This is a genomic window from Rhodanobacter sp. DHB23 (assembly GCF_014842975.1).
Lineage (GTDB): Bacteria > Pseudomonadota > Gammaproteobacteria > Xanthomonadales > Rhodanobacteraceae > Rhodanobacter_A.
The window spans coordinates 108,008-133,831 of record NZ_JACYXK010000019.1; the positions used below are offsets into that span (position 1 = coordinate 108,008).

24 protein-coding genes are annotated in these 25,824 nt (G+C 67.8%); 16 read left to right on the forward strand and 8 right to left on the reverse strand.

Translation table 11 applies throughout. The annotated features are described in order from the left end of the window. Positions 1–33 precede the first annotated feature (33 nt). On the reverse strand, positions 34–1,530 hold the full coding sequence (locus tag IHE47_RS03020; RefSeq protein ID WP_192104080.1) for an aminotransferase class III-fold pyridoxal phosphate-dependent enzyme: 1,497 nt from the start codon (positions 1,528–1,530) through the stop codon (positions 34–36). Between the two features lie 362 nt (positions 1,531–1,892). Here IHE47_RS03020 and IHE47_RS03025 point away from each other — a divergent pair, with 362 nt between their 5' ends. From IHE47_RS03025 to IHE47_RS03045, 5 genes are read left to right on the forward strand one after another with little or no spacing between them, the layout of a single operon-like run. Further along, the gene (locus tag IHE47_RS03025) at positions 1,893–2,801 is read left to right on the forward strand and encodes an ABC transporter ATP-binding protein (protein WP_192104082.1); all 909 of its coding nucleotides are present in this window, start codon (positions 1,893–1,895) and stop codon (positions 2,799–2,801) included. Continuing rightward, positions 2,801–3,592: an ABC transporter permease gene (locus IHE47_RS03030; RefSeq protein WP_192104084.1), complete on the forward strand. Its 792-nt coding sequence runs from the start codon at positions 2,801–2,803 to the stop codon at positions 3,590–3,592. Before IHE47_RS03025 ends, IHE47_RS03030 begins: the two co-directional genes overlap by 1 nt. Before the next feature lie 50 nt (positions 3,593–3,642). Continuing rightward, entirely contained in the window at positions 3,643–4,836 is a 1,194-nt protein-coding gene (locus tag IHE47_RS03035) for a sensor histidine kinase (RefSeq protein ID WP_192104086.1), read from the forward strand. Further along, positions 4,833–6,041 carry a sensor histidine kinase gene (locus IHE47_RS03040; RefSeq protein ID WP_192104088.1) on the forward strand — a complete coding sequence of 403 codons (1,209 nt, stop codon included), beginning with the start codon at positions 4,833–4,835 and terminating at the stop codon, positions 6,039–6,041. The genes IHE47_RS03035 and IHE47_RS03040 overlap by 4 nt, the downstream gene beginning before the upstream one ends. Further along, positions 6,038–6,640, forward strand: a complete 603-nt coding sequence (locus tag IHE47_RS03045) for a response regulator transcription factor (protein WP_192104090.1) — start codon at positions 6,038–6,040, stop codon at positions 6,638–6,640. Before IHE47_RS03040 ends, IHE47_RS03045 begins: the two co-directional genes overlap by 4 nt. Positions 6,641–6,643: 3 nt before the next feature. Here IHE47_RS03045 and IHE47_RS03050 read toward each other — a convergent pair whose 3' ends face one another. Beyond that, complete coding sequence (locus tag IHE47_RS03050; protein ID WP_192104092.1) at positions 6,644–7,183, reverse strand: PH domain-containing protein; 540 nt, start codon at positions 7,181–7,183, stop codon at positions 6,644–6,646. A 100-nt stretch (positions 7,184–7,283) separates the two neighbouring features. Here IHE47_RS03050 and queA point away from each other — a divergent pair, with 100 nt between their 5' ends. The 5 genes from queA (at position 7,284) to secF (ending at position 13,107) form a co-directional block, all read left to right on the forward strand. Continuing rightward, entirely contained in the window at positions 7,284–8,315 is a 1,032-nt protein-coding gene (queA, locus tag IHE47_RS03055; protein ID WP_192104094.1) for a tRNA preQ1(34) S-adenosylmethionine ribosyltransferase-isomerase QueA, read from the forward strand. A gap of 136 nt (positions 8,316–8,451) precedes the next feature. Then, a complete protein-coding gene (tgt, locus tag IHE47_RS03060; protein WP_192104096.1) occupies positions 8,452–9,579 on the forward strand; it encodes a tRNA guanosine(34) transglycosylase Tgt in 1,128 nt (375 codons plus the stop codon). 187 nt (positions 9,580–9,766) lie between these two features. Beyond that, positions 9,767–10,096: a preprotein translocase subunit YajC gene (yajC, locus tag IHE47_RS03065; protein ID WP_192104098.1), complete on the forward strand. Its 330-nt coding sequence runs from the start codon at positions 9,767–9,769 to the stop codon at positions 10,094–10,096. Between the two features lie 154 nt (positions 10,097–10,250). Beyond that, positions 10,251–12,134 carry a protein translocase subunit SecD gene (gene secD, locus IHE47_RS03070; protein ID WP_192104100.1) on the forward strand — a complete coding sequence of 628 codons (1,884 nt, stop codon included), beginning with the start codon at positions 10,251–10,253 and terminating at the stop codon, positions 12,132–12,134. 16 nt (positions 12,135–12,150) lie between these two features. After that, positions 12,151–13,107 (forward strand): protein translocase subunit SecF, encoded by a 957-nt coding sequence (gene secF / locus IHE47_RS03075; RefSeq protein WP_192104102.1) that lies wholly within the window; start codon positions 12,151–12,153, stop codon positions 13,105–13,107. Between the two features lie 128 nt (positions 13,108–13,235). On the opposite strand, the gene IHE47_RS03080 is transcribed toward secF, so the two are convergent. Next, positions 13,236–14,129 carry a LysR family transcriptional regulator gene (locus IHE47_RS03080; RefSeq protein ID WP_192104104.1) on the reverse strand — a complete coding sequence of 298 codons (894 nt, stop codon included), beginning with the start codon at positions 14,127–14,129 and terminating at the stop codon, positions 13,236–13,238. A gap of 90 nt (positions 14,130–14,219) precedes the next feature. On the opposite strand from IHE47_RS03080, the gene IHE47_RS03085 reads away from it, so the two are divergent. Together IHE47_RS03085 and IHE47_RS03090 are read left to right on the forward strand one after the other, a co-directional pair. Then, the gene (locus IHE47_RS03085; protein WP_192104107.1) at positions 14,220–15,215 is read left to right on the forward strand and encodes an aldo/keto reductase; all 996 of its coding nucleotides are present in this window, start codon (positions 14,220–14,222) and stop codon (positions 15,213–15,215) included. Positions 15,216–15,398: 183 nt separating this feature from the next. Further along, positions 15,399–16,496: a sterol desaturase family protein gene (locus IHE47_RS03090; protein ID WP_192104109.1), complete on the forward strand. Its 1,098-nt coding sequence runs from the start codon at positions 15,399–15,401 to the stop codon at positions 16,494–16,496. Between the two features lie 7 nt (positions 16,497–16,503). Here the strand turns inward: IHE47_RS03090 and murU are convergent, their stop codons facing one another. The 4 genes from murU to IHE47_RS03110 form a co-directional block, all read right to left on the reverse strand. Continuing rightward, the gene (murU, locus tag IHE47_RS03095) at positions 16,504–17,208 is read right to left on the reverse strand and encodes an N-acetylmuramate alpha-1-phosphate uridylyltransferase MurU (RefSeq protein WP_192104111.1); all 705 of its coding nucleotides are present in this window, start codon (positions 17,206–17,208) and stop codon (positions 16,504–16,506) included. Between the two features lie 139 nt (positions 17,209–17,347). Further along, complete coding sequence (locus tag IHE47_RS03100) at positions 17,348–18,391, reverse strand: phosphotransferase (protein ID WP_192104113.1); 1,044 nt, start codon at positions 18,389–18,391, stop codon at positions 17,348–17,350. Positions 18,392–18,478: 87 nt separating this feature from the next. Then, positions 18,479–18,778 (reverse strand): HigA family addiction module antitoxin, encoded by a 300-nt coding sequence (locus tag IHE47_RS03105; RefSeq protein ID WP_192104115.1) that lies wholly within the window; start codon positions 18,776–18,778, stop codon positions 18,479–18,481. Positions 18,779–18,842: 64 nt separating this feature from the next. Further along, positions 18,843–19,118 carry a type II toxin-antitoxin system RelE/ParE family toxin gene (locus IHE47_RS03110; RefSeq protein ID WP_343227426.1) on the reverse strand — a complete coding sequence of 92 codons (276 nt, stop codon included), beginning with the start codon at positions 19,116–19,118 and terminating at the stop codon, positions 18,843–18,845. 297 nt (positions 19,119–19,415) lie between these two features. Between IHE47_RS03110 and IHE47_RS03115 the strand changes: the two genes are divergently transcribed. Together IHE47_RS03115 and IHE47_RS03120 are read left to right on the forward strand one after the other, a co-directional pair. Next, complete coding sequence (locus IHE47_RS03115; RefSeq protein ID WP_192104117.1) at positions 19,416–19,712, forward strand: type II toxin-antitoxin system RelE/ParE family toxin; 297 nt, start codon at positions 19,416–19,418, stop codon at positions 19,710–19,712. Between the two features lie 2 nt (positions 19,713–19,714). Then, on the forward strand, positions 19,715–20,008 hold the full coding sequence (locus tag IHE47_RS03120; RefSeq protein WP_192104119.1) for an addiction module antidote protein: 294 nt from the start codon (positions 19,715–19,717) through the stop codon (positions 20,006–20,008). A gap of 34 nt (positions 20,009–20,042) precedes the next feature. Here IHE47_RS03120 and IHE47_RS03125 read toward each other — a convergent pair whose 3' ends face one another. Continuing rightward, the gene (locus tag IHE47_RS03125) at positions 20,043–20,444 is read right to left on the reverse strand and encodes a transcriptional regulator (protein ID WP_192104121.1); all 402 of its coding nucleotides are present in this window, start codon (positions 20,442–20,444) and stop codon (positions 20,043–20,045) included. Between the two features lie 129 nt (positions 20,445–20,573). On the opposite strand from IHE47_RS03125, the gene IHE47_RS03130 reads away from it, so the two are divergent. Beyond that, entirely contained in the window at positions 20,574–22,442 is a 1,869-nt protein-coding gene (locus IHE47_RS03130) for a DNA methyltransferase (RefSeq protein ID WP_225561582.1), read from the forward strand. 117 nt (positions 22,443–22,559) lie between these two features. Then, complete coding sequence (locus IHE47_RS03135; protein ID WP_192104125.1) at positions 22,560–25,511, forward strand: DEAD/DEAH box helicase family protein; 2,952 nt, start codon at positions 22,560–22,562, stop codon at positions 25,509–25,511. Positions 25,512–25,824: the final 313 nt, after the last annotated feature.

Genomic DNA, 25,824 nt, shown 5'->3' on the forward strand with positions numbered 1-25,824 from the left:
CGGTCGGCGGCGGGCGCGGGCGTGTCCTGCCGGTCAGGCGGCCTTGCTTTCGCTCTTGCGCGGGCCTTCCAGCAGGGCGTGGCGCACATGCGAAACGACCAGATCCACCTCGGCGCTGGTGACGTTGAAGTGCGGGGTGAAGCGCAGCGAGTTGACGCCGCCGTGGATCACGCCGATGCCGCGCTCGCGCAGGTACTCCTCGGTGGAGCCGGCGCCGTAGCACTTGAACTGCGGGGCCAGCTCGCAGGAGAACAGCAGGCCGGTGCCCTGCACCTTGGTGATCAGGCCGCCCAGTTCGTCCTTCAGCGCGTTGAGCTTGTCCACGAATTCCTTGCCGCGGGCGCGGATGTTGGCGCGCACCTCGTCGGTGAGCTCGCCCAGCGTGGCCAGCGCCACGTCCAGCGCACGGGGGTTCGCGGTCATGGTGTTGCCGTAGATGCCCTTGCGGTACAGGTTGCCGGCACGCTCGCTCACGGCCAGCACCGACAGCGGGTACTGGCCGGCGTTGAGCGCCTTGGAGAAGGTCTCCATGTCCGGCGCGGGCAGCTTCTCGAAGCCGGGGTAGTCGGTGATCGACAGCACGCCGTGCGCGCGCAGGCCGGCCTGGATCGAGTCGACCAGCAGCAGGCTGCCGTGCGCCTCGGTGAGCTTGCGCGCGGCGGCGTAGAACTCCGGCGTCACCGCGCGGCCCGGGTCGCCTTCGCCCATCACCGGCTCCAGGAACATCGCCTCGATGAACCAGCCGTGCCTGTCGGCGTCGGCGAAGGCGGCTTCCAGCTGGGCCACGTTGTACGGCTCGACGGTGAGCAGGCTGTCCTCGTGGCGATAGCTGGCGAGGTGCTGTTGGTAGGTCTTGCGCGAGGAATCGGAATACAGCGCCGGCTTGTCGGTGCGGCCGTGGAACGCGCCCTTCACCGCGAGGCGCTTGATGCTGCGGCCGGCGTAGCGGCCGCTGGCGTCGGTCATCAGCTTGGCGTTGACGTCGGCGATGCGGCAGGCCAGCGACACCGACTCGGAGCCGGAGTTGAGGCACAGGTAGTGCGCATACGGATTGCTGCCGCGGTGGTGGCCCAGCTCGCGGTTCAGCGCCTGCACCAGGCGCAGTTGCGCAATGCTGGGCGTCATCACGTTGGCCATCACCTGCGGACGCGCCAGCGCGGCCTCGATGGCCGGGTGGTTGTGGCCGAAGCCCAGCATGCCGTAGCCGCCGTTGTCGTGCACCACCGCGCCCTTCAGCGTGACGACCCACGGGCCGCGCGCGGCCGCCGGCAGGTAGGGGTTGATCGCGTCGTCGGGGTAGAAGTTGACGAAGCCGACCTGCGCCTGCGCCAGCTGTTCGGATTCGTCCAGCTTCAGGAAGTCGCCCAGTTCGGCACGCAGTTCGCGATGGCGCGCCACCGCAGCGGCCACGGCTTCACCGAGCATGGTGTCGGTCGCGGCCATGCGTTCGATGCTGGCATCGTCCAGGCCGGTGGTGCGCGGCTTGCCGCCGAATTCGCGCAGTTCGCGCAGCTGATCGATCAAACCCATGGTGTTCTCCTCGAAATCCGCCGGCGCCTCGCACCCAGCGCGAAGCAGGCCGACGTGTTTTGCGTGGCGCGTGCGGCGGGGTGGCCCGGCTTGGCGGGTGGCGCGCATCCACGAACCGCAAGGATAACCCGCGGGGCGGGCTGCCCGGTACCCCCTGGGTCGCCAAAACGCCTTGCACTGCAACACTTTAGGGGAGGTCCGATTCGCCGATCTGCGGCTGTTGAAAAGCGCCGCGCCGGGATGACGGGCAAAACCAGGGGCACCCATGCGGGCGAGTGACGCTTGTCATGTCCGATGCCTGACGGTGGCGATTGGGGCCGGCGCGGCGCGCCGCCTAACCTGCGCTGCACGGAGGAAACCCCATGACCGACACCATCGTTGCCCGACTCGCCGCCGCCGCGAAACGCTACGGCCCACTGACCGCGCTGGACGGCGTGGACCTCGCCGTGCGGCGCGGCGAACTGCTGGCCCTGCTCGGCCCCAACGGCGCCGGCAAGAGCACCAGCATCGGCCTGCTGCTGGGGCTGGTCCGCCCCGACGCGGGCCGCGCCGAACTGTTCGGGTTCGACCCGCAGCGCATCGAGGCGCGCAGACGCATCGGCGTGATGCTGCAATCGGCCAACCTGCCACCCACCTTGCGCGTGGGCGAACTGTTGCGCCTCACCATGAGCTACTACCCGGATCCGCGCGGCTACGACGAAACCGTCGCGCTGGCCGGCATTGCCGACCTGCTGAAGCGGCCCTACGGCAAGCTCTCCGGCGGCCAGCAGCGCCGCGTGCAGTTCGCGCTGGCGATGTGCGGAAGGCCCGAGCTGCTGTTCCTCGACGAACCCACCGTGGGCATGGACATCGAGGCACGGCAGAAGCTGTGGGCGGCGATCCGCGCGCTGGTCGCCGAAGGCTGCGCCGTGGTGCTCACCACGCATTACCTCGAGGAGGCCGAGGCGCTGGCGCAGCGCGTGGTGGTGCTGGGCCAGGGCCGCGTGCTCAGCGAGGGCAGCGTGGACGAGCTGCGCAGGCGCGTGGCGCTCACCCGCATCCGCTGCGCGAGCGACCTCGACGCGGAGGCGATCGCCGCCTGGCCGGCCGTGGTGTCCGCCACGCGCGAGAACGGCCACCTGCGAATCGCCACCGCCAGGGCCGAGACGGTGGTGCGCCGGCTGCTCGATGCCGATCCCGCCCTCAGCGAACTGGAGGTGCAGCGCGCCGGCCTCGCCGAAGCCTTCACCGAACTCACCCGCGAAACCGCCGCCGAGCAGGAGGCCGCCTGATGGACACCGTTGCCGTAGTCGCCGCATCGCCGGCCGCCACCCCCGCCATGCCCCCGCGCCGCGTGCTCGGCGCCTATCTCGCCGAGGCGCGCAGCGAGTGCCTGCGTTACCTGCGTGCGCCGGGCTTCATGCTGCCGGTGACACTGTTCTCCACGGTGTTCTACCTGATGTTCGGTGTGCTGCCGAACCATCCCGGCAGCGACGCCGCGCGCTACATGCTGGCCAGCTACACCGCCTTTGGCGTGATGGGGCCGGGCCTGTTCGGCTTCGGCGTGTCGCTGGCGATCGAACGCGACGGTGGCCTGCTTACCCTGAAACGCGCGCTGCCGATGCCGCCGGGCGCCTACCTGATCGGCAAGATGGTGATGGCGATGGTCACCGCCACCGTGGTGGTGATCCTGCTGCTGGCCCTGGGACTGGGCTTCGGCGGCGTGTCGCTGGACCCGCCGCACATGCTGGCGATGCTGGCGATCGGCCCGTTCGGCGTGCTGCCGTTCTGCGCGCTGGGCATGTTCGTCGGCACGCTAATCAAGGGGCAGGGGGCACCCGTCCTGCTGCAACTGGTCTATCTGCCGATGGCCTTCCTGTCCGGCCTGTGGCTGCCGCTTTCGATGCTGCCGAAGTTCCTGCAACAGATCGCGCCGGCATGGCCCAGCTATCACCTCGACCAGCTCGCCCTGTCGGCGGTGGGGATGCGCAGCGGCCCGCTGCTGCCCCACGTGCTGGCGCTGCTGGCCTTCGCCGTGGTGTTCCTGCTGCTGGCGGCGCGTCGCCTGCGCCGGTACGGCTGAACTGGCGGTAGCATGCCGGCATGACTGATCTGGACCACCGTTCCCTACGCATGCGATGGCCCGCCTGGCTGCGCCCGGCACCGGGCTCCTGGGCGGCGGTCATGGTGGCCGATGGGCATTCGCCATGGGCTTGTGCGTGGAACCTGCTGTGGTCGTTCTGGGTGTTCATGGGGGCGCTGTTCACCGACCAGGTGGGCGCAGGGTTCTGGTGGTCGCTGGGGCTGGGCTATCCGCTCTTCCTGCTGATCTACGTGCTGGCGTGCGTGCGGCCGGCCAGCGACGAGGACGCCTACGTCGGTGCGCTGGTGCTGCTGACCGCCGTGTCGATACCGTGGAACCCGGCGGCGTGGACGTATGCGGTGTTCGCCTGCGCGATGGTGCCGTACCAGGGCGCCTGGTTCGCCAGCGCGGCCAAGATGGCGACCATCCAGGTGCTGCTGGTGCTCGAGGGCATCTTCCTGCACTGGCCCTGGTATACCTTTCCCATCGTCATGGGCGTGTGCACCAGCACGGGCGCCGGCGCGCTGGCGGGGCGCATCAACCGTAACAAGAACGCCGAGCTGCGCCTGTCGCACGAGCAGATCCGCCAGCTCGCCGCCACCGCGGAGCGCGAGCGCATCGGCCGCGACCTGCACGACCTGCTGGGCCATACCCTGTCGCTGATCACGATGAAGCTGGAGTTGTCGCGCCGGCTGTTCGAGCGCGACCCGGCCACGGCGCGGCGCGAACTGGCCGAGGCGGAGGAAGTGGCGCGCCATGCGCTGGCGGAAGTGCGCTCGGCGGTCACCGGCATCCGCGCCGCGGGCTTCGCCGCCGAGTTGGCTTCGGCGGCCCTGCTGCTGCGCACGTCGGGCGTGCAGCTCGACCAGCACCTGCAGGCATTCAACTTGCCTGAAGCGGTCGAGTGCGCGCTGGCGCTGGTCCTGCGCGAGGCGACGACGAATGTCGCGCGGCATGCGCGTGCGACGCTGGCGCGGGTGTCGCTCACCGGTGCGGGCGATGGCGTGCAGCTGTGCATCGAGGACAACGGCCATGGCGGCATCCATGCCGCCGGCAATGGCCTGCGCGGCATGCGGGAGCGCGTGCAGGCGCTGGGCGGCACGTTGCGACTGGATTCGCCGCCGGGCGGCGGCACGCGGGTGGACGTCCACGTGCCGTTGGCGGTCACGGCCGCGGTGCGCGCCGGCAGCGGCCTGCCGGGCGCCGCCGTGCCGGCCTCCGCCAGGGTGCGGCACGCCACATGATTCCCGCCTTCCTCGCCCGCTGGCTGGTGCCCGCGCCGGATTCCGGCGTGGCCGACGACATCCGCTGCGGCAAGTCGCCGTGGGCCGACAGCGTCCACCTGCTGTGGTCGGTGTGGATCTTCGTGACGCCGCTGTTCGACCATGGCATCAAGGGCTATACCCGGGCCTGGCTGCTGTTCACGCTGGGGTCCTACCCGCTGTTCCTGCTGCTGTTCGCCAAGATCCAGCTGGCCCCGCAGCGCACGGCGTACCGCTATGCCTGGGCCATGGCGGCACTGTGCTTCGCGTTGCTGCGCTGGTACCCCAGCGGCCTCAGCTATTTCGTCTACGCCTGCGTGATGCTGATCCAGTGCCGGATGCGCCTGCGGACCCAACTGGTCCAGCTGGCGCTGCTCAACGTGATGCTGGTGGGGCTGGCGTGGTGGATCGGCTACGCGATCAGCATCCTGGTGATCATGCCGGCCTCGGTCATCGTAATCAGCGTGATCATGCTGGTCGAGCGCATCAACAAGGAAAGGGACGCCGCGCTGCGCCTGTCGCAGGAGGAGATACGCCGGCTGGCGGTGCTGGCCGAGCGCGAGCGCATCGGCCGCGATCTGCACGATCTGCTCGGCCACACTCTGTCGCTGGTGACGCTGAAGTCCGAGCTGGCGCGCAAGCTTGCCCTGGCCGACCCGCCGCGCGCGCAGCGCGAGATGGAAGAAGTGGAACGCGTCTCGCGCCATGCCCTGGTCGAGGTGCGTGCCGCCGTCACCGGCATGCGGCGCAGCGACCTGGCGGCAGAGCTGGTCTCGGCCAGGCTGATGCTGGAGGCTTCGAACATCGTGTTCGAGGTCGCCGTGCCGTCCGTGCTCGACCTGCCGGCGGAAACCGAGGCTGCGCTGGCGCTGGTGCTGCGCGAGGCGGTCACCAACATCCATCGCCACGCGCGCGCCACGGCGGCACGCGTGGTTTTCTCCTGCGAAGCGGAAAGGTTCCACATGCGCATCAGCGACAACGGGCACGGCGGCCTCGCCGCCCACGGCAACGGCATCAGCGGCATGCGCGAACGCGTGCGCGCGATGGGCGGCACGCTGGCGATCGCCTCGCCGGCACGGCGCGGTACCACGCTCGACGTCGAGGTGCCCCTGCGCGCGCTGTCCAGGCCCGTGGCTGCGGATGCGCGTCCGGCACCGACGCTGGCCGGCCAGAGGGGCGCCGCATGATCCGCGTGCTGCTGGCCGAGGACCAGGCGATGGTGCGCGGCGCGCTGTCCGCGCTGCTGAATCTCGAATCCGACATCGAGGTGCTGGGCTCGGCCTGCGACGGCGAGGCGGCCTGGCGCGAGCTGCAACGGCTGAAGCCCGACGTGCTGGTCACCGACATCGAGATGCCCGGCCTCACCGGGCTGGAACTGGCGCAGCGCCTCCAGCGCCACGAGCTGCCGGTCAAGGTGATCATCGTCACCACCTTCGCGCGGCCCGGCTTCCTGCGCCGCGCGCTGGACGCGGGCGTGTCCGGCTACCTGCTCAAGGACGCGCCGGCGGAGAACCTCGCCGAGGCGCTGCGCACCGTGCACCGCGGCGGCCGCGCGATCGACCCGCAGCTGGCGCTGGAAGCCTGGTCGGAGGCCGATCCGCTGAACGACCGCGAGCGCCAGGTGCTGCGCCTCGCCGGCGAAGGGCAGGGCGCCGGCGACATCGCCGCCGCCCTGAACCTCTCGCACGGCACCGTGCGCAACTACCTGTCCGAGGCGATCGGCAAGCTCGGCGTGGCCAACCGCATCGAGGCGTACCGCCTGGCGCGGCAGAAGGGCTGGCTGTAGGCGTCAGTGGCCGCGGCGTGGTGCGCCGCGCGGCGCCATCCCCGCTGCGCGGGATGCCTGCAGGCCGCGCACGAAACCGGCTGGGTCGGCCGGCGAGAGCACCACGGTGCCCTTGTCCGCGCGCAGCACCACGGCCTGCCGCCAGTCGGTGACGAAGGCGCGGTAGCGGCCCAGTCTGGCATTGCGGAACCAGCCCGAGAACGAGAACAGCCCGCCGTTGCCGAACAGGCGGATCGAATGGGCGCCGGCGTCCGGGTCGATGGCCGCCTCGCGCAAGTCGCCAAGCTCCACGCGCGTCGTCCAGAGCAGACGGCGCACGTACAGGGCGCCGTCGCGCAGCGTGTAGTCGCGTACCACGAAGAGCAGGGCTGCCAGCAGGATAGATACGGGAACGGCCATCACCACGATGCGCACCGTCGGCATGGTCTGGTCCGGCACGAAGCAGGCCACCAGCAGGAAGATGCCCAGCAGGAGCAGGGTGACGGTGATCGAGATGCCCTTGAGGAAGGTGTCCCAGGGCGCGGCACGGTGGCTCGTTTGCATCTGCGGATTCTCGCCGTGCGGCACCGCGCGGACAAGCTGGCGCACCGGCTTGCCCCGGCTGCGCGATAATCGACGGTCGCACGCTCCGAATCCGCATCCCGTGAAAAAGTCCGACTTCGATTTCGACCTGCCGCCCGAACTGATCGCCCAGGCGCCCTTGGCCGAGCGTTCGGCCAGCCGCCTGCTGCTGCTGGACGTGGCGGCAGGGCGGCGCGAGGACCGGATGTTCCGCGAATTGCCGGGCTTCCTGCGGCCAGGCGACCTGCTGGTGTTCAACGACACCCGCGTGTTGCCGGCGCGCCTGTACGGGCGCAAGGAAAGCGGCGGCGCGGTGGAGGTCCTGATCGAGCGCGTCACCGGCGCGCACGAGGCCACCGTGCAACTGGGGGTGAGCAAGAAGCCGAAGGAAGGCGGGCGCATCGAGCTGGCCGACGGCAGCCATGCGGTGGTGCTGGGGCGCGACGAAGGTTTCTTCCGCCTGCGCTTCGAGGCGCCCGAACCGCTGGAAAAGCTGCTGCTCAAGCTGGGCGAGATGCCGTTGCCGCCGTACATCGAGCGCCATGCCGACGACAGCGACATGGAGCGCTACCAGACCGTGTTCGCGCGCGAGCCCGGCGCGGTGGCGGCGCCCACCGCGGGCCTGCATTTCGACGAACCCCTGCTGGCGCAGCTGCGCGAACGCGGCGTGGGGTTCGGCTACGTCACCCTGCACGTGGGTGCGGGCACCTTCCAGCCGGTGCGCGCGGAAAACCTCAGCGAGCACCACATGCACCGCGAATGGCTCAACGTGGGTGCGAGCCTGGTCGAGCAGATCCGCCGCACCCGTGCCGCCGGCGGCCGCGTGTTCGCGGTGGGCACCACGGTGGTGCGCGCGCTGGAGAGCGCCACGGTGGACGGCGAACTGCATCCGTTCGCCGGCGAGACGCAGATCTTCATCTTCCCCGGCTACCGCATCACCAGCATCGACGGCCTCATCACCAACTTCCACCTGCCGCAGTCGACCTTGCTGATGCTGGTGTCGGCGCTGGCGGGGCGGGAGTTCATGCTGGATGCGTACCGGCATGCGGTGGAGCAGCGGTATCGGTTCTTCTCGTATGGGGATGCGATGTTGATCCTGCCGCGAGGCGCTTGAGCCCCTCTCCCACTTGTGGGAGAGGGGGTGGGGAGAGGAGCTTTGGAGTTTCAGGCCAGCGTGCTTGCCCTCTCCCCCGGCCCCTCTCCCGCAAGCGGGAGAGGGGAGTAACGCGGCGACCTGCGATAATGACTCGATGACTTCCCTCAAATTCGACCTCCTCGCCACCGACGGCGCCGCCCGCCGCGGCCGCCTCTCCTTCCCCCGCGGCACGGTGGAAACGCCGGCCTTCATGCCGGTGGGCACCTACGGCTCGGTGAAGGCGATGACGCCGCGCGACGTGCGCGAGACGGGCGCCGAGATCATCCTCGGCAACACCTTCCACCTGTACCTTCGGCCCGGGCTGGAGATCGTGGAGAAGTTCGGCGGGCTGCACCGCTTCATCGGCTGGGACAAGCCCATCCTCACCGACTCGGGCGGCTTCCAGGTGTTCTCGCTGGCGCACCGGCGCAAGCTTACCGAGGAGGGCGTGACCTTCGCCTCGCCGGTGGACGGCTCCAAGGTGTTCCTGTCGCCGGAGGTGTCGATGCGGATCCAGCGCTCGCTGGATTCGGACATCGCGATGATCTTCGACGAGTGCACGCCGTACCCGGCGACGGAGAAGGTGGCGTCGGATTCGATGGAGCTGAGCCTGCGCTGGGCCGAGCGCTCGCGCCGCGCCTTCGACGAGCTGCGGAACCCGAACAACCTGTTCGGCATCGTGCAGGGCAGCGTGTACGAGCCGTTGCGCCGGCGTTCGGCGGAGCGGTTGGTGGAGATCGGCTTCGACGGCTACGCGGTGGGCGGCCTCGCCGTGGGCGAGCCGGAGGAGGCGCGCAACCACACGCTGGATTTCACCGTGGGCCTGCTGCCGCAGGACCGGCCACGCTATTTGATGGGCGTGGGCCGGCCCGAGGACATCGTGGCGGCGGTGTGCCGCGGCATCGACATGTTCGACTGCGTGATGCCCACCCGCAACGCGCGCAACGGCTTCCTGTTCACCGCCGAGGGCACCTTGCGCATCCGCAACGCGAAGTACGCGGACGACACCCGGGTGATCGAGGAGGGCTGCGACTGCCACGCCTGCGCGAACGGCTTCTCGCGCGCCTACCTGCGCCACCTCGACCGCTGCAACGAGATCCTCGGCAGCCAGCTCGCCACCATGCACAACCTCCGCCATTACCAGCGGCTGATGGCGGGCCTGCGCGAGTCCATCGCGGCGGGGCGGCTGGCGGATTTCGTGGCCGCCTTCCATGCGCGGCGCCAGGGCGCGGCGGTGGCGTAGGAGCGCGCCCTGTGCGCGATTGTTTTTGGCTTCGGTCGAAGCGTCAGGGCCATCGCGCACAGGGTGCGCTCCTACGGATGCCGGGGGTTGTCGTGCGACGGCCGGGCACGCATGGCATAATCACCGATCTTTTATCGGGCGTCCGGCAGAAATTCCTGCTGGGGCCACTACTTGCGAGACGAGCCGAATGAGTCTTCCGATGTCTTTCACGCTGGCCCAGGCCGCCCCGGGCGCCCAGGGCGGCGGCCTTTCCATGATCATCATGATGGTGGTGCTGTTCGGCCTGATGTATTTCATGATGATCCGCCCGCAGATGAAGCGGCAGAAGGAGCATCGCACCATGCTCTCCGCCCTCGCCAAGGGCGACGAGGTGGTGAGCAACGGCGGCCTGGCCGGTCGCGTGGACGACATCGGCGAAACCTTCATCACGATCGAGATCGCGCCGAACGTGAAGGTGAAATTGCAGAAGGGCTCGGTGGCGCAGGTGCTGCCCAAGGGCTCGCTGAAGTCCGCCTGAGCCGCAAGGCCGGGACACAGGCTTTCACGAACAGTGCGGCCACGGACGGCCGCTTCTCGACCTTCGCGGTCATGGACGATCGCAAAAACAAACCGCGGCCACGGACGGTCGGCTGGCTGACGTTTGCAACACGGATGGCTGCAAAGGACTACCGATGAGCGATTTTCCCCGCTGGAAATACGCGCTGGTCGCGCTGGCGATGCTGTTCGGCATCTTCTACGCGTTGCCCAATGCGTTCCCGCCGCTGAAGGCGGTGCAGGTCTCTGCCAACCAGGGCAGCGCACCGGCCGACGACGCGCTGCGCCAGAAGGTGGCCGACGCGCTGGTCAAGGGCCACGTGGCGACGACGGGCCTGGAGCTGCAGGGCGACCACCTGCTCGCCACCTTCGCCAACGCCGACGTGCAGAAGAACGGCGCGGACGCGATCAAGGCCCTGCTCGGCGACGGCTATACCGTGGCGTTCAAGCTGCAGTCCTCGGTACCGCGCTGGCTGGCCGCCATCCATGCCAATTCCATGCCGCTGGGCCTGGACCTGCAGGGCGGCGTGCACTTCCTGATGCAGGTGGACCAGAGCGGCGTGCTCGACAAGCTGGAGAACAGCTATGCCGACGACATCCGCGGCCAGTTGCGCGACAAGAACATCCGCTACGAATCGGTGACGCGCAGCACGGTGGCCGGGCAGGGCATCGTGGTGGTGCTGCGTTCGGAGGCCGACCGCTCCGGCGCGGCCGACCTGATCGCCGGCAACTCGCCGGACCTCGCGGTGACCGACGGCCCGAGCACCGGCGACCGCTTCGTGTTGTACGCCGCGCTCAAGCCGACCAAGCTGCGCGACATCTCGCTGGGCACGATCAAGCAGAACCTCGCCACGCTGCGCAACCGCATCAACAACCTCGGCGTGTCCGAGCCGCTGATCCAGCAGCAGGGCGAAGACCACATCGTGGTCGAGCTGGCCGGCGTGCAGGATCCGGCCGAAGCGAAGAAGATGATCGGCGCCACCGCCACGCTGGAGTACCGCCCCGGCATCGGCTACCCCGGCGACCCGCGCGCGGTGGAAGCCGCGCAGAGCGGCAGCATCCCGCCGGATGCCAACCTCTACTACACCAGCAACGGCCACGTGCCGGTGCTGGTGGGCAAGCGCCCCATCGTCACCGGCGACCAGCTGGTGGACGCCAGTTCCGGCGTGGACCAGAGCAACGGCACGCCCTCGGTGAACGTGACGCTGAACGCCAGCGGCGCGGCGAAGATGCAGGAGTTCACCAACAACAACGTCGGCAAGCCGATGGCGGTGCTGCTGATCAACACCGTGTACGAGACCAGCACGGTGGACGGCAAGGAAGTGCGCACGCCCAAGACCGACACCAAGGTGATCAACGACGCCACCATCCAGAGCCCGTTCGGCAAGGAGTTTTCCACCAACGGCCTGGGCAGCCCCAAGGAAGCTTCCGACCTGGCGCTGCTGCTGAAGAGCGGCGCGCTTGCCGCGCCGATGGACATCGTCGAGGAGAACGTGATCGGCCCCAGCCTCGGCCAGGAGAACATCACCAAGGGCTTCGACTCGGTGATGCTCGGCCTCGCGCTGGTGCTGCTGGCGGCGGCGATCTACTACAAGCTGTTCGGCCTGGTCGCCGACATCGCGCTGTTCTTCAACCTGCTGATCCTGGTGGCGGTGATGTCGCTGATCGGCGTCACGCTCACCATGCCGGGCATCGCGGGCATCGTGCTGACGCTGGGCATGGCGATCGACGCCAACGTGCTGATCTGCGAACGCGTGCGCGAGGAGCTGCGCAACGGCTCCACGCCGCACGCGGCGATCCATGCCGGCTACGACAAGGCCTGGGCCACCATCCTCGACGCCAACGTCACCCACCTGATCGCGGCGCTGGCGCTGATGACGATGGGTACCGGCGCGATCCGCGGCTTCGGCGTCACGCTGGGCATCGGCATCCTGACCTCGATGTTCACCTCGGTGGTGATGACGCACGCGTTCACCGCGCTGATTCACGGCCGCCGCAAGCTCAAGACCTTGTCGGTCTAAGGGCGGGATTCAATCCATGGAAATCTTCAACCACAACAGCAACATCCACTTCCTGCGCATCCGCGTCTTCAGCGTGGCGATAGCCGTCGTGCTGATGGTCGCCTCGGTCGCGCTGCTCGCCACCAAGGGCCTGAACTATGCCCTGGACTTCACCGGCGGCGTCTCCCTGGTGGTGGACTATGCGCAGCCGGTGCAGACCGGCGACGTGCACGACGCGCTGGACAAGGGCGGCATCGAGAACCCGGTGGTGCAGAGCGTGGGCGGCAGCCGCGAGGTGTCGATCCGCATGCAGCCGACCAAGGCGATGCTCGACGCCAAGGGCCAGGTGGACCTGGACAAGGTCTCCGGCACGGTGATGGGGGCGCTCAAGGCCGCACGCAGCGACGCCACGCTGAAGAGCCGCTCCTCGGTCAGCGCCGAGGTGGGCGCGGAACTGAAGAGCGACGGCATGGTCGCCGCGGTGTTCGTGATGCTCGGCATCATGGCCTACCTGTGGATCCGCTTCGAACGCCGCTTCGCGATCGCCGCGGTGCTCACCGAAATCCACGACACGCTGGTGACGCTGGGCATCCTTGCCCTGACCGGACGCGAGTTCGACATGACCGTGCTGGCCTCGGTGCTGGCGGTGATCGGCTACTCGATCAACGACAAGGTGGTGGTGTTCGACCGTATCCGCGAGCTGTTCCGCCTCGCGCGCAAGGCCGAGCCGGAGGAGATCCTCAACCGCTCGATCAACAGCACGCTGTCGCGAACCATCATCACCTCGCTGTTCACCGGCATCACCATGGCCGCGCTGTTCTTCTTCGGCGGCCCGGCGGTGCACAACTTCGCGATCACCATGCTGATCGGCATCCTGGTGGGCACGCTCTCCTCGATCTTCGTGGCCAGCCCGATCCTGCTGTGGCTGGGCGTGTCGAAGAAGGACCTGATGCCGACGACCAAGGAAAACCCGGAGCTGGCACGGCGCCCATAAGCCCGCATCGCCCGCCCCGCGGGCGATCCCGGTTTCTCTCTCCCGCCTGCGGGAGAGATGCCCGCAGGGCAGAGAGGGGCTCTTCGCCACCAGGTCGAAGCCGATCCGCAACCAGATACGCGGATCAATCATCCCGTGTACCGCAACGCATCGCGGAACAGCGTGAAAGCCGCCGAAGCTTGCCGCCGGCTCGGGTAGTAAAGGTGGTACCCCGGGAACGGCGGACACCAATCCGCCAGCACGCGGATCAACCGCCCCTTGGTGACCAGCTTCTGCACCAGGTCCTCGGGCATGTAGGCCAGTCCCAGTCCGGCCAGCGCGGCGTCCAGGCGCATGGCGATGTTGTTGAAGACCAACTGGCCCTCGACGCGCACCTTCAGCTCCTCGCCCTTCTTCGCGAACTCCCACGGAAAGATGCCGCCATAGGTCGGCAGGCGGATGGTGATGCAGTTGTGCCGGACCAGGTCGCGCGGACTCCCGGGGCGCGGGTGCCGGGCGAAGTACCCGGGCGAACCGACCACGGCCATCCGGATCTCGGGGCCGATGCGCACCGCGATCATGTCCCTGGCCACCTGTTCGCCCAGCCGCACGCCGGCGTCGTAGCCCTCGGCCACGATGTCGGTGAGGCCGTAGTCCACGATGACCTCGACGTGCAGGTCGGGGTGCCCTGGCAGCAGCTTCGCGAGCGCGGGTTGCAGGACCGTGGTCGCCGCGTGTTCGCCCGCCGTGATGCGCAACCGGCCGGCGGGCTTGTCGCGGAATTCGCCGAGCAGGGCCAGCTCGCTGTCGATCTCCTCGAAGCGGGGCGCGACCACCTGCAGCAGGCGCTGGCCCGCCTCGGTGGGGGACACGCTGCGGGTCGTGCGCGCCAGCAGCCGGATGCCCAGCCGTTCCTCCAGCTGGCGCATGGCCCGGCTCAGCGCGGGCTGCGACATGCCGAGCTTGGCGGCCGCACGGGTGAAGCTGCGCTCCCGCGCCACGACCGCGAAGATCGCGAGCTGGTCGTAGCTCTCGCTCGACATTTATTCGCTCCGGTTATCAACCCTTTCCGATTATGCCATCTAGTGTCGGCAATCCTCCGGACATAGATTGTCCGCCTGGAGGACATCACCATGAAGACACGCACACTCGGCAACACCCGTCTGGAAGTCTCGGCGCTCGGCCTCGGCTGCATGGGCATGAGTTCGGGATACGGCCCCGCGGCCGACAGGCACGCGATGATCCAGTTGATCCGCGCCGCCCACGACCATGGCGTCACCCTGTTCGATACGGCCGAAGCGTACGGGCCGTTCGTCAACGAGGATCTGCTCGGCGAGGCGCTCGCCCCGATCCGCGACGAGGTGGTGATCGCGACCAAGTTCGGCTTCGACATCGACCTGCAGACCGGCGCGCGCAGCGGCGGCACCGACAGCCGTCCCGGACACATCAGGGCGGTGGTCGAGGCCAGCCTCAGGCGCCTGCGCACCGACCGCATCGACCTGCTGTACCAGCACCGCGTCGATCCCGCAGTACCGATCGAGGACGTGGCCGGTGCGGTCGGGGAACTGATCGCCGCAGGCAAGGTGAAGCACTTCGGCCTGTCGGAGGCGGGCGTGCAGACAATCCGCCGCGCCCACGCTGTGCAACCGGTGACGGCCGTGCAGAGCGAATACTCGCTGTTCTGGCGCGGACCGGAAGCGGAGCTGCTGCCGCTGCTCGAAGAGCTCGACATCGGCTTCGTGCCGTTCAGCCCGCTGGGCGCCGGCTTCCTGACCGGCAAGATCGACGAGAACACCCGCTTCGATGCGACCGATTTCCGCAACATCGTGCCGCGCTTCTCGCCCGAGGCGCGCAAGGCGAACGGTGTCCTGGTGGATCTGCTCAGGGAGGTCGCCGAACGCAAGCACGCGACGCCCGCGCAGGTCGCCCTGGCTTGGCTGCTCGCGCAGAAGCCGTGGATCGTGCCGATCCCGGGGACGACCAAGCTGCATCGCCTCGAAGAGAACCTTGCGGCGGTCGGACTGGAATTGGACACGGATGATCTCGCCCTGATCGACGCGGCGGCGTCGAAGATCGAGATCCACGGTGAACGCCTGCCCGAAGCCGCGCTGAAGATGACCGGGCGTTGAGCGGAAGGCCGGTCCGAGGCGCGCCGCGAGGCACGCCTCGCCGGTCCGGATGCATCGCCCCCGGGCCTCCGCGTTCTTGCGCGCCGTGGCGACGGGCCCGTGAAATCTTGTGGCAGAAAAGGTTCAGCCGTACTGCGCCATCGTATGTGCCGGCCTGTGCTCCAAGCGTTCCCCGTCCCCGCCATGCACGCCATCCCCGAACTCTGGGCGGCAGCGGTCAACTGGCTGACCATCCATGCGGTCGTGCCGGTGCTGGTCGCGCTGCATCTTGCGCGTTACGTCGTCGATCCGCCGCACGAGATCGCGCAGTATTTCCTGCTCACCGCGATCCAGGTAGCGATCATCGCCTGCGTGTTCCGGCCGATGGAAAGCCTGTGGCCGGTGGAGCGCTGGCCGGATCGCCACGCCACGCTGATCGACCGCGCCTACACCCTGCTCAAGCTGTTCGGCGTGCTGCCGTTGTTCACCTACCTCGTGCTCTCGCCGCTGACGCAATGGCTCGGTGGCGCAGGTGCCGGCGACGATCCGGCCGGGCTGCTCAGCGTGCAGGGCATGCTGCCGTGGCTGGGCCACCACCCCGTGCTGCTGTTCCTGGTCTATTACGCGCTCTACGACCTGGTGTACTACGGCATCCACCGCCTGCAGCATTCGATCCCGTGGTGGTGGGCGCTGCACAGCCTGCACCACAGCCAGCGCCAGCTGAACTGCTGGTCGAACGACCGCGACCATTACCTCGACGACCTGCTGGAGGCGCTGATCGTGGCGCTGGCTGCACTGCTGATCGGCGTGTCGCCCACCGACTACGCGCTGCTGGTGCTCAGCGGCGAGCTGCTGCAGAACCTGGGGCATGCCAACGTGCGGCTGCGCTTCGGCCCGGTGCTGGAGAAGCTGCTGGTCGATCCGCACTACCACCGCCTGCACCACATGCGGGTGGATCCGGATCGGCCGCAGCTGCACTACTGCAACTTCGCCTTCATCTTCCCGCTCTGGGACATCGTCTTCGGCACTGCGCTGTTCGGCGAGCCGGCGCGGCCCACCGGCGTGGGCGATCCGATGGTGGACGCGGACAACCGCCGCGGCATCGTCGGCCAGCAGCTGTACGTGCTGCGCCGCTTCTGGGGCGCGTTCCGCCGTCGCGCCGGCTGGCGGCCGGGCGACGTGGCCTTCGACGAGGGCTATGCGCCGGTACCGGCGCGGGATTTCGACCTGCACGCGCTGGAAGCCAGCCAGGTCCCGCTGGCGCATGCGGGCGCGGCAACGCGGGCGGTGGAGCGGCCTTGAACGGCCCTCAGCCGGAGAGTCCGGCGTCCAGTTGGGCCAGCCGCTGCGGCGTGCCCACGTCCGTCCAGCGGCCGCGGTGCAGCGAGCCGGCCAATGCGTCGCGCGCCATCGCCGCTTCCAGCAGGGGGCGCAGCTTGAAGCGCGGCGGCTTCGCCTCGGCACCCGGCGCGTCGCCCACGGCTTCGCGCCAGCCATCCAGCAGTTCGCGGCGGAGCACGGCGATGCCGCTGTAGGTCAGCCGCGGTTCGCCGTCGGCATGCAGGCGGCCTTGCGCGTCCAGCCGGAAATCGCCGTCGGGGTGATGCTCCGGGTTGTCCACCATCAGCAGGTGCGCCAGGCCATCCGGTTCCGCGGGCAGCGCGGCGAAGTCGGCGTCGCACCACACGTCGCCGCTGATCGCCAGCACCGGTTCCGTGCCCAGCAGCGGCAGCGCGTTGAGCAGGCCGCCGCCGGTCTCCAGCGGCGTCGCGCCTTCGTACACGTAGCGGATGCGCAGGCCCCAGCGCGAACCGTCGCCCAGTGTTTCCGGAAACTGCCCGGCGAGGTGCGAGGTGTTGATCGCCACGTAGTTCACGCCGATCGCGGCCAGCTTCTCCAGGTGCCACACGATCAGCGGCTTGCCGCCCGCGCGCAGCAGCGGCTTGGGCGTGTGTTTGGTGAGCGGGCGCATGCGCTCGCCCAGGCCGGCGGCGAAGATCAGGGCATGTCTCATGGCTTGCCACCGTGTCGCAGAATCCCTGCCGTCATCCCGGCGAAAGCCGGGATCAAGCGACTTTTCATGAGCGCGCGCGCAAGGCACTGGATCCCGGCTTTCGCCGGGATGACGGGTAGGAGAGGCCGATGCATTCCCATCATGCTGACGCCACCTGCGTCAGGTCACGGCCCTGCACATGGCGTTCCAGCAGCGCGGCGAAATCCGCCAACTCCGGATAACTGCGCGCAACCTCGACCACGTAGCGATACACCTGCGGCACGTCCCGGAGGTAACCCGGCTTGCCGTCGCGATACCACAGCCGGTAGAACTGCCCCAGCACGCGCACGTGGCGATGCAGGCCGGTGAGGTCGAACCAGCGGCGGAAGCGCGCGGCGTCCACGGTGCCGTCGATGACGCCCGCACCAAGCAGCCGCTGCCGGTAGGACTCCACCCAGGCTTCCACGCGCTCGCGCGGCCAGGCGATGTAGGCGTCGCGCAGCAGCGAGGCGAGGTCGTAGGTGAGCGGGCCGTGCAGCGCGCCCTGGAAATCCAGAATGCCCGGGCTCGAGAGTGCGGGAGCGATCACGCCCGGGTCGTTGCCATCCACCACCAGCAGGTTGCGGCTGTGGTAGTCGCGGTGCACGAACACGCGCGGCTGCGCCAGCGCATTGCGCACGATCACGTCGAACGCCGCCTCCAGCACGTCCCACTCGCCGCAATCCGGGGTGTGGCCGAGATGGCGTTCGAGGAACCAGGTGGGCATCACCTCCAGCCCGTTCACCAGCACGGTGTGGTCGAACGGCGGCAGGTCGTCGCTGGCCACGCGGGTCTGCATCGCGAGCAGGGCATCCATCGCGTCGCCGTACAACCGGTCCGCGTTCGCGTCGTCCAGTTCAGCGAGATACAGCCGCGAGCCGAGGTCCTCGATCAGCAGGAAGCCCTCGTCCAGGTCCTGCGCCGCCACCTTCGGCACGTGCAGCCCGGTGGCGGCCAGCCGCGCGCCGATCGCCAGCCACGGCTGCGGGTCTTCGCGCTCCGGCGGCGAATCCATCACGATCCAGCTGCGCCCGCCGTGCGTGGTGCGCCAGTAACTGCGGAAGCTGGCGTCGGAGGAGGCGGGTTCCAGTGTGAGCGCATCGTCGCCGAGGGTGGTGCGGGCCCATGCGAGGCGGGCGGTGGCGCGGAGGTCGGTGGCAGTCATGCGGCGATGGTAAGGCATGGGGATGGGCAGCGCCGCCGATGGTCGGCGGCGGTGGGCAGGCTGCAGGCGCGGCCCCGTCCCCGCGCTTCAGGCCGCCCGTGGCCGGATGTGTTTCAGCTCGGCGGCCAGCTCGATGCGGGCGCATTCGAGTTCGTAGTTCTTCTGGAGGTTCAGCCAGCTTTGCGCATCGGTGCCGAAGTACGCGGCAAGCCGCAGGGCGGTGTCGGCGGTGATCCCGCGCCGCTCGTTCGCGATCTCGTTCACGCGGGCGGCAGTGACGCCGATGGCGTTGGCCAGGGCGTTCGCCGACAGGCCGAACGGCTTCATGTATTCCTCGCGCAGGATCTCGCCGGGGTGCACCGGGGGAAGGGGCTTCTTGGCGGTCATGGTCTTTACCTGTCTGTTCCGGATTGTTCCAGCTGTCACATCGTCGATCGTCGAGGTGTTGCATCTAGTGGTAGTCGCATATCCCGACATGGTGGGCATCGCCATCCTTCCAGACAAAGCAGACGCGAAACTGGTCGTTGATGCGGATGCTGTACTGTCCGCTGCGGCTGCCTTTCAGGGCTTCCAGCCGGTTGCCCGGCGGAACCCGCAGGAAGTCCAGCGTTGCCGCGGCGTTGAGCTGCGCCAGCTTGCGGCGGGCAATACTTTCGATGTTCACCCAGCGGCGCATGCGTTCGCCGTTCGCGAGGGCTTCCGTGTCCTTGTCGGCGAAGGTCCTGATTACGCATTTATCGCATGTCGATAAACGATCTGTTGTAACCCACCTGAGAGACGTGCCGTCCTGCTGGCGCAGCTTGCAGTGTCGCAACGGGGCCTTGATTGGCCTCGTCGTGCTCAAGCCGGGAGCTTGGGCATCGGGCAGGAACACCGGCGATACGGGCCAGCGCCGGCATGTCCGCCTGCTTGGGGATGTGCTTGCCGTTGAACCAGCCGGCTTGTGCCCGGATCAGTCAGGACGCCCTTGGAGGCGAGTAAACCACGGTTGACTAATAGTCAACCGTGGTTTACTTTGCTGGCCATGTACGAGGTTCTGAAAAGCAGCACGTTCGATGCGTGGCTTCGCAACCTTCGTGATCGCGAAGCCAAGGCACGCGTCGAGGTGCGCATCCGCCGTTTTTCACTTGGCAACCCTGGCCAGTTTCGTGCGCTCGCAAACGGAATCCACGAATTGAAAATCGATTGCGGCCCTGGCTACCGGGTGTACTACACCTTCAAGGGAAAGACGCTGATCCTGTTGTTGTGCGGCGGCGACAAATCCACGCAACGCAAGGACATCGCCCTGGCCGCGAAGATCGCCGAATGCTGGGAGAACTGAACATGGCTACCGTCAAAGAAACCTTCTCGCGTTACGACACCGCCGACTACCTCGAAACCGAAGAGGACATCGCGGCCTACCTGACCGCCTGTGCGGAAGAGGACGATCCCGCCTTGTTCCTGGCCGCCCTCGGCGACGTGGCGCGCGCGCGCAACATCACCCAGCTCGCCGCCAAGACCGGTCTGACCCGCATGGGGCTTTACAAGGCGTTGTCCGGCACCGGCAACCCGAGCTTCGCCACCGTCAGCAAGGTGGCGCATGCGCTTGGCCTCAGGATCACGGTGGCTGCCGCCTGAGCGTGTCGTAACGGGCCATGGTCGGCCCGCCGTCTCAAGCCGGGCGCTTGGGCGCCGGGGTGGCGAGCACGGTAATCAACTCGCGCACCAGCTTGCGCCGTGCTTCCGGCAGGGCGAGGAAGGCCTCGAAGGCGAGGCGGTCATGGCCGCGGACATGATCGGGCCACGCGACGTTAGTCTCCCGCACGCCCTTGTGCGCCGGCGTGCCGAACTGCAACTCGTGCGGCGGCAGCCCCACGATGTGGGCGAGCGCCTGCATGTTCGCCTGCTTGGGCAGGTGCTTGCCGGTGAGCCAGCCGGAAACCGCCTGCGAGGTCACGGCCTCGCCGCCGTACTTCGGCACCAGCTTCTCCAGCAAGGCGGGGCTCGCCTCGATGCCCGCCGCTTCGAGCGCGGCGAGCAGACGCTTGGCGAAGGCGGACTGTTCGGTCTTCATGGGGGACGACCATAGGCGGCGCCTCCATGGGCAAAGGAAATTCATGCTTTATAAGAGTCGAAAGATTTGCTTTCATTGGCAGCCAGATTCCTGCCGGTTGCCGCCATGCCCAAGTCCCTGCTCGAACAGTTGCCCGAGATCGTCGCCCGGGGGCGCCAGCAGGCGGAGAGGATCCTGGAGAGCCTGGAAGGGCGGCACCGGGTCAGCCTGCAGACGCGCGAGTGGGTGCTGCCGTCGAAGGACGCGCGCGACAGCGACTGGATCACTGCCGCGGATCGGCAGAAGCATCTTGGCGACGAGGGCAATGCCGGCTGGACCAACCGGTTGATCTACGGCGACAACCTGCTGGCGATGGCCGCGCTGCTGGCCGGCGACGAGCACACGCCCAGCCTGCGCGGCAAGGTGGATCTGATCTACATCGATCCGCCGTTCGACTCTAAGGCCGACTACCGCACCAAGGTCGAGTTGCCCGGCGCGGAGCTGGAGCAGAAGCCCACGGTGATCGAGCAGTTCGCGTATTCCGACACGTGGTCGGATGGGACGGCGTCGTATCTGGCGATGATCACGCCGCGGCTGATCCTGATGCGGGAGCTGTTGAGCGATACAGGATCGATCTATGTGCACCTGGATTGGCATGTAGGTCACTACGTCAAGCTGGTCATGGACGAGGTCTTTGGCAAGAAACAGATCCACAACGAGATCGTTTATTGCTATAGCGGGGGCGGTGTTCCGACCAACGAGATGCCTCGCAAGCACGATGTCATCTTCTGGTACTCGAAAGGCGGCGCATGGACCTTCAACACACAATATCGGCCCTATTCGGAAGGGACCATTCAACGTGGACGCACGGCGGTAAAAGGGCCGGATGCCCAGCTCCGGGAGGAAGGGACGCCGGTCAATGACTGGTGGCCAGACATCAAAAAGATCACGAGTCCGACGGATCCCGAGAAACTCTATTACGACACGCAGAAGTCGGAGGACTTGCTGTCGCGGATAGTCAAAATGGGGAGCAACGACGGCGATCTTGTTGTCGATTTCTTTGGTGGAACCGGGACTACCGCCGCCGTCGCTGAAAAACTCGGCCGCCGCTGGATCACCACCGACCTCGGCAAGCCCGCCTGCATGATCATGCGCAAGCGCCTGATCGACCAGGGCGCCAAACCGTTCCTGTACCAGGCGATCGGTGACTACCAAGTCGAGGCGGCGAAGAGTTCGCTGGGGCGCAGTTTCCGCGTTGGTGACCTGTCCGGAATCGTGCTGTCGCTGTACGGCGCACTGCCGCTGCAGCCGGAGGACAACCCGCTGCGCAACCTCGGCGCGGTGGTCTATGGCGGCAAGAAGACGCTGGTGCTGGTGGATTCGCCGAACAAGCTCACCGGTGATGCCACGCTGCGCAAGGCGATCGCCCAGCGCGACAACCTGCTCGGTGGCTGGGACCGGGTGGTGGTGCTGGGCTGGAACTTCGAGCCGGCGATCGGGCAGAGCATTACCGCGTTGAACGACGCGCGGCTGGAAGTGCTGGTGATCCCGCCCGACCTGCTCGACCGCCTGCGCAAGAAGGGCGGCATCGAGAAGCTGCGCGGGCAGGTGCGCTTCTCCAGCCTGCAGTACCTCACCATCAAGCCGGTGCAGCGCAGGCGAAGCGGCGACAAGGAACAGCTCAAGATCACCCTCGACAACTACGTGCTGCTCTCGCCCGAGGCGATCAACCTCGACGAGGAGAACCGGAAGAACCTGCTCAAGGTGGCCAATGCCGAGCCGCTGGCGCTGATCGAATACTGGGCGGTCGATCCGGACTACGACGGCGCGGTGTTCCGTTCGGTATGGCAGGACTACCGCGGCAACACCGCCAACGACGACGACCCGCTGCGCGTGGTGGCCGCCGCCGACTTCAGCGTGCCGTACCAGGACGGCCCACGCCGCGTCTGCGTGCGTGCGGTCGACGTGTTCGGCTTCGAGGCCGAGGTGGTGCAGATGGTGGCGGAGGGCAGGGCATGAGCACCGTGTCCCGTCCCGGGGTCTGTAGGAGCGCACCCTGTGCGCGATGGCATTTGGTTCTGGTCGAAGCATCAGGGCAATCGCGCACAGGGTGCGCTCCTACGGATGGAGCGTTCCATGGCTGAGAAGAACCCGCAGCTGGCGCTGGCCGGTGCGCTCACCCGCCGCACCGAGCAGCTGTGCATCGGCCTGGAACAGGGCATCGCCGACATCTACGAGCTGGTGACGCCGGTGACCGCCGAGCTGCTGCGCTGGTGGTTCGGCGACGACGCCTGCCAGTCGCGCACGTTCAATTTCCATCCGGGCCAGCGCCAGGCGATCCTCAACGTGATCGTGGCGCACGAGGTGCTGAAAAGCCCGGACCTGAAGGACCTGTACCAGCAGGTCTGCGCCGACGCATTGCTCGAAGGCGCGCGGCTCGCCGACGTGGCGCAGGCCAAGCATGGCCATCCGAAGTACTGCCTGAAGATGGCCACCGGCACCGGCAAGACCTGGGTGCTGCAGGCGCTGCTGGTGTGGCAGTTGCTCAACAAGACCGCGGCGCTGGACGAGGGGCGCGATGATCCGCGCTTCACGCGCCGCTTCCTGATCGTGGCGCCGGGGTTGGTCGTGTACGAGCGCCTGCTCGATGCCTTCCTGGGCAAGGAGAACGAGGACAAGAGCCGCGACTTCGCCAGCTCCGACATCGCCAGCTACGCCGAGCTGTTCGCACCGCCGGCGCGGCGCGAACGCATCGCGCAGTTCGTGCGCGGCAACGTCTGCCAGAAGCAGGAGATCGGCCTGAAGGCCACCGGCAACGGCATGATCGCGATCACCAACTGGCACCTGCTCAGCGAGGCCGAGGAAGAGGCGGAGCAGGACGAGGCCGAATGGGTCGACACGCCCGGCATGGTCGCCGATGCGGCCCGCGTGGCCTACGACGTGCTGCCGTTGACGCCCGGCCGCGCCACCGGCAACAGCCTGGACGTGCTGGACCGGCGCTGGGCGCGCGGCAACGTGCTCTCCTATCTCGCCGATCTGCCCGACCTGATGGTGTTCAACGACGAGGCGCACCACATCCACGAGTTGAAGAAGGAAGGCGAGAGCAGCGAGGTCGAGTGGCAGAAGAGCCTGTCGATCATCGCCGCGGGCAAGGGCCGCCGCTTCGTGCAGCTGGATTTCTCCGCCACGCCGTACAACGACGTCGGCGGCGGCAAGAACAAGCGCAAGGTGTACTTCCCGCACATCGTGGTGGATTTCGACCTGAAGGCCGCGATGCGGCTGGGGCTGGTGAAGTCGCTGGTGCTGGACAAGCGCAAGGAGCTGGGCGCGTTGCCGCTGGAGTTCAAGGCCGAGCGCGACGCCGACGGCAATGCCGTGCTTTCGGAAGGCCAGCGCGTGATGCTGCGCGCCGGCCTGCAGAAGCTGCGCAAGCTGGAGGCGGATTTCGCCCGCATCGACGCCACGCGCCATCCGAAGATGCTGGTGGTGTGCGAAGACACCAGGGTCTCGCCGCTGGTGGCGCAGTTCCTGCTCGACGAAGGTCTGCACGACGAGGACGTGCTCACCGTCGACTCCGGCAAGAAGGCGGAACTGGGCGAGAAGGACTGGGCGCCGCTGCGCCAGCGCCTGTTCAACGTGGACCGGCACGCGCAGCCGCGCGTGATCGTCAGCGTGCTGATGCTGCGCGAGGGTTTCGACGTCAACAACATCTGCGTGATCGTACCGTTGCGTTCTTCGCAGGCGCAGATCCTGCTGGAGCAGACCATCGGCCGCGGCCTGCGCCTGATGTGGCGCGATCCGGAATACGCCGACATCAAGCGCGAGAACCGCGAACGGATCAACCGCGGCGAGGAACCGGGTTCGCTGATCGACATTTTGTCGATCGTCGAGCATCCGGCCTTCCAGAGTTTCTACGACGAGCTGATGCGCGAAGGCCTGGTCGGCACCACCGGCGACGACGAGGAGGGCAGTAGCACCGGCGACCTGATCGCCGCCGAGCTGCGCGATGGCTACGAGCAGTACGACTTCGCGATCCCGTTCGTCCTGCTCGAGACTGAGGAAAACGTCGAACACCTGCCGATCGACGTCGCGGCACTGCCGCCGTTCAGCGCGATGAGCCGCGCGAAGCTGGCCGAGCTGCTGGGCAAGGGCGACACCTTCACCTCGCAGGACCTGCAGAGCAGCACGCTGTTCGGCGACTACCGCGTCGACGGCGCGGCGATGAACGTCAGCGGCTACAACGAGCTGTTGTCGCGGCTGACCCGGCGCGTGAGCCAGGCGCTGAACCATCCGCTGCCAAAAGGCAGCCGGATCGCGCAGAACCTGGAGCGCCCCTACCTGCAGATGAATACCGCAGCGCTGGCTGCGGCGCTCGACGACTACATCCGCGACTGGCTGTTCGACGAGGTTTTCGAGCCGTTCGAGGACGAGGGCTGGCGGTTGTTGCTGCTGGATCCGGTGCTCGACCATATCGTGAAGATCTTCGGTCTGGCGCTGGCGCGTGCCGAGGAACACACCACCACCGGCAGCACCGAGGTCCGCCATCGCCGGTTGTCGGAGGTGACGAAACTGATGGTGCGCGAAAGCGCTTCGCTGGAAGTGGCCAAGTGCATCTACACACGCCTGCCTTACCCGACCCGTAGCGGCGGCCTGGAGCGCGCCTTCATCGAATGGGCGCAGCAGGATGCAGGCGTCGAGGCGTTCTGCAAGATCAGCGAGAGTCGCCACGACTTCGCGCGGCTGCGCTATGTGAAAGACGACGGCATGCCGGCGTTCTACATCCCGGATTTCCTGGTGCGCACGGCCGATGCGATCTATCTGGTGGAGACCAAGGCGCAGCAGCAGGTCAGCCACCCGAACGTGCAGCGCAAGCTGAAGGCGGCGGCGACCTGGTGCGAGCGGATCAATGCGCTGGATGCGGAGCTGCGCGGCGGGCGTCCTTGGCATTACGCCCTGGTCGGCGAGTCGCTGTTCCACGACTGGCGCGACAAGGGCGCGAGGCTGGGCGAACTGCTGGCGATATCCCGTGTCCGCGCAGCGCCGACGCATCAAGCGCAGGGTGATCTGGCGTTGGGCGATGGTCTCTGAAAGCCGTCACACATGTCGTGGTGCGGACCTGGGGAGACGCTGAACAACCGGCGGCTCCCAGCTCGTCATTCTGGCGGAAGCCGGAATCCAGTGTTTTAGCTTTCAAGGAATGACAGGCACCGGATCCCAGCTTTCGCTCACTGCCGTCCGGAATATGTCGCAGCCGCTCTTCTCCCCTCTCCCTCCGGCCTGATTAGCGTCGAATGTCAGCTGGATCTCGAAGAGCCCGCTCTGCTTGCGGGCGGGTTCCGAGCAGCGCATGGGCCAAATCGAGCACCATGGCCGGCAAATCGAAGCGCCGGTTGAAGCGATA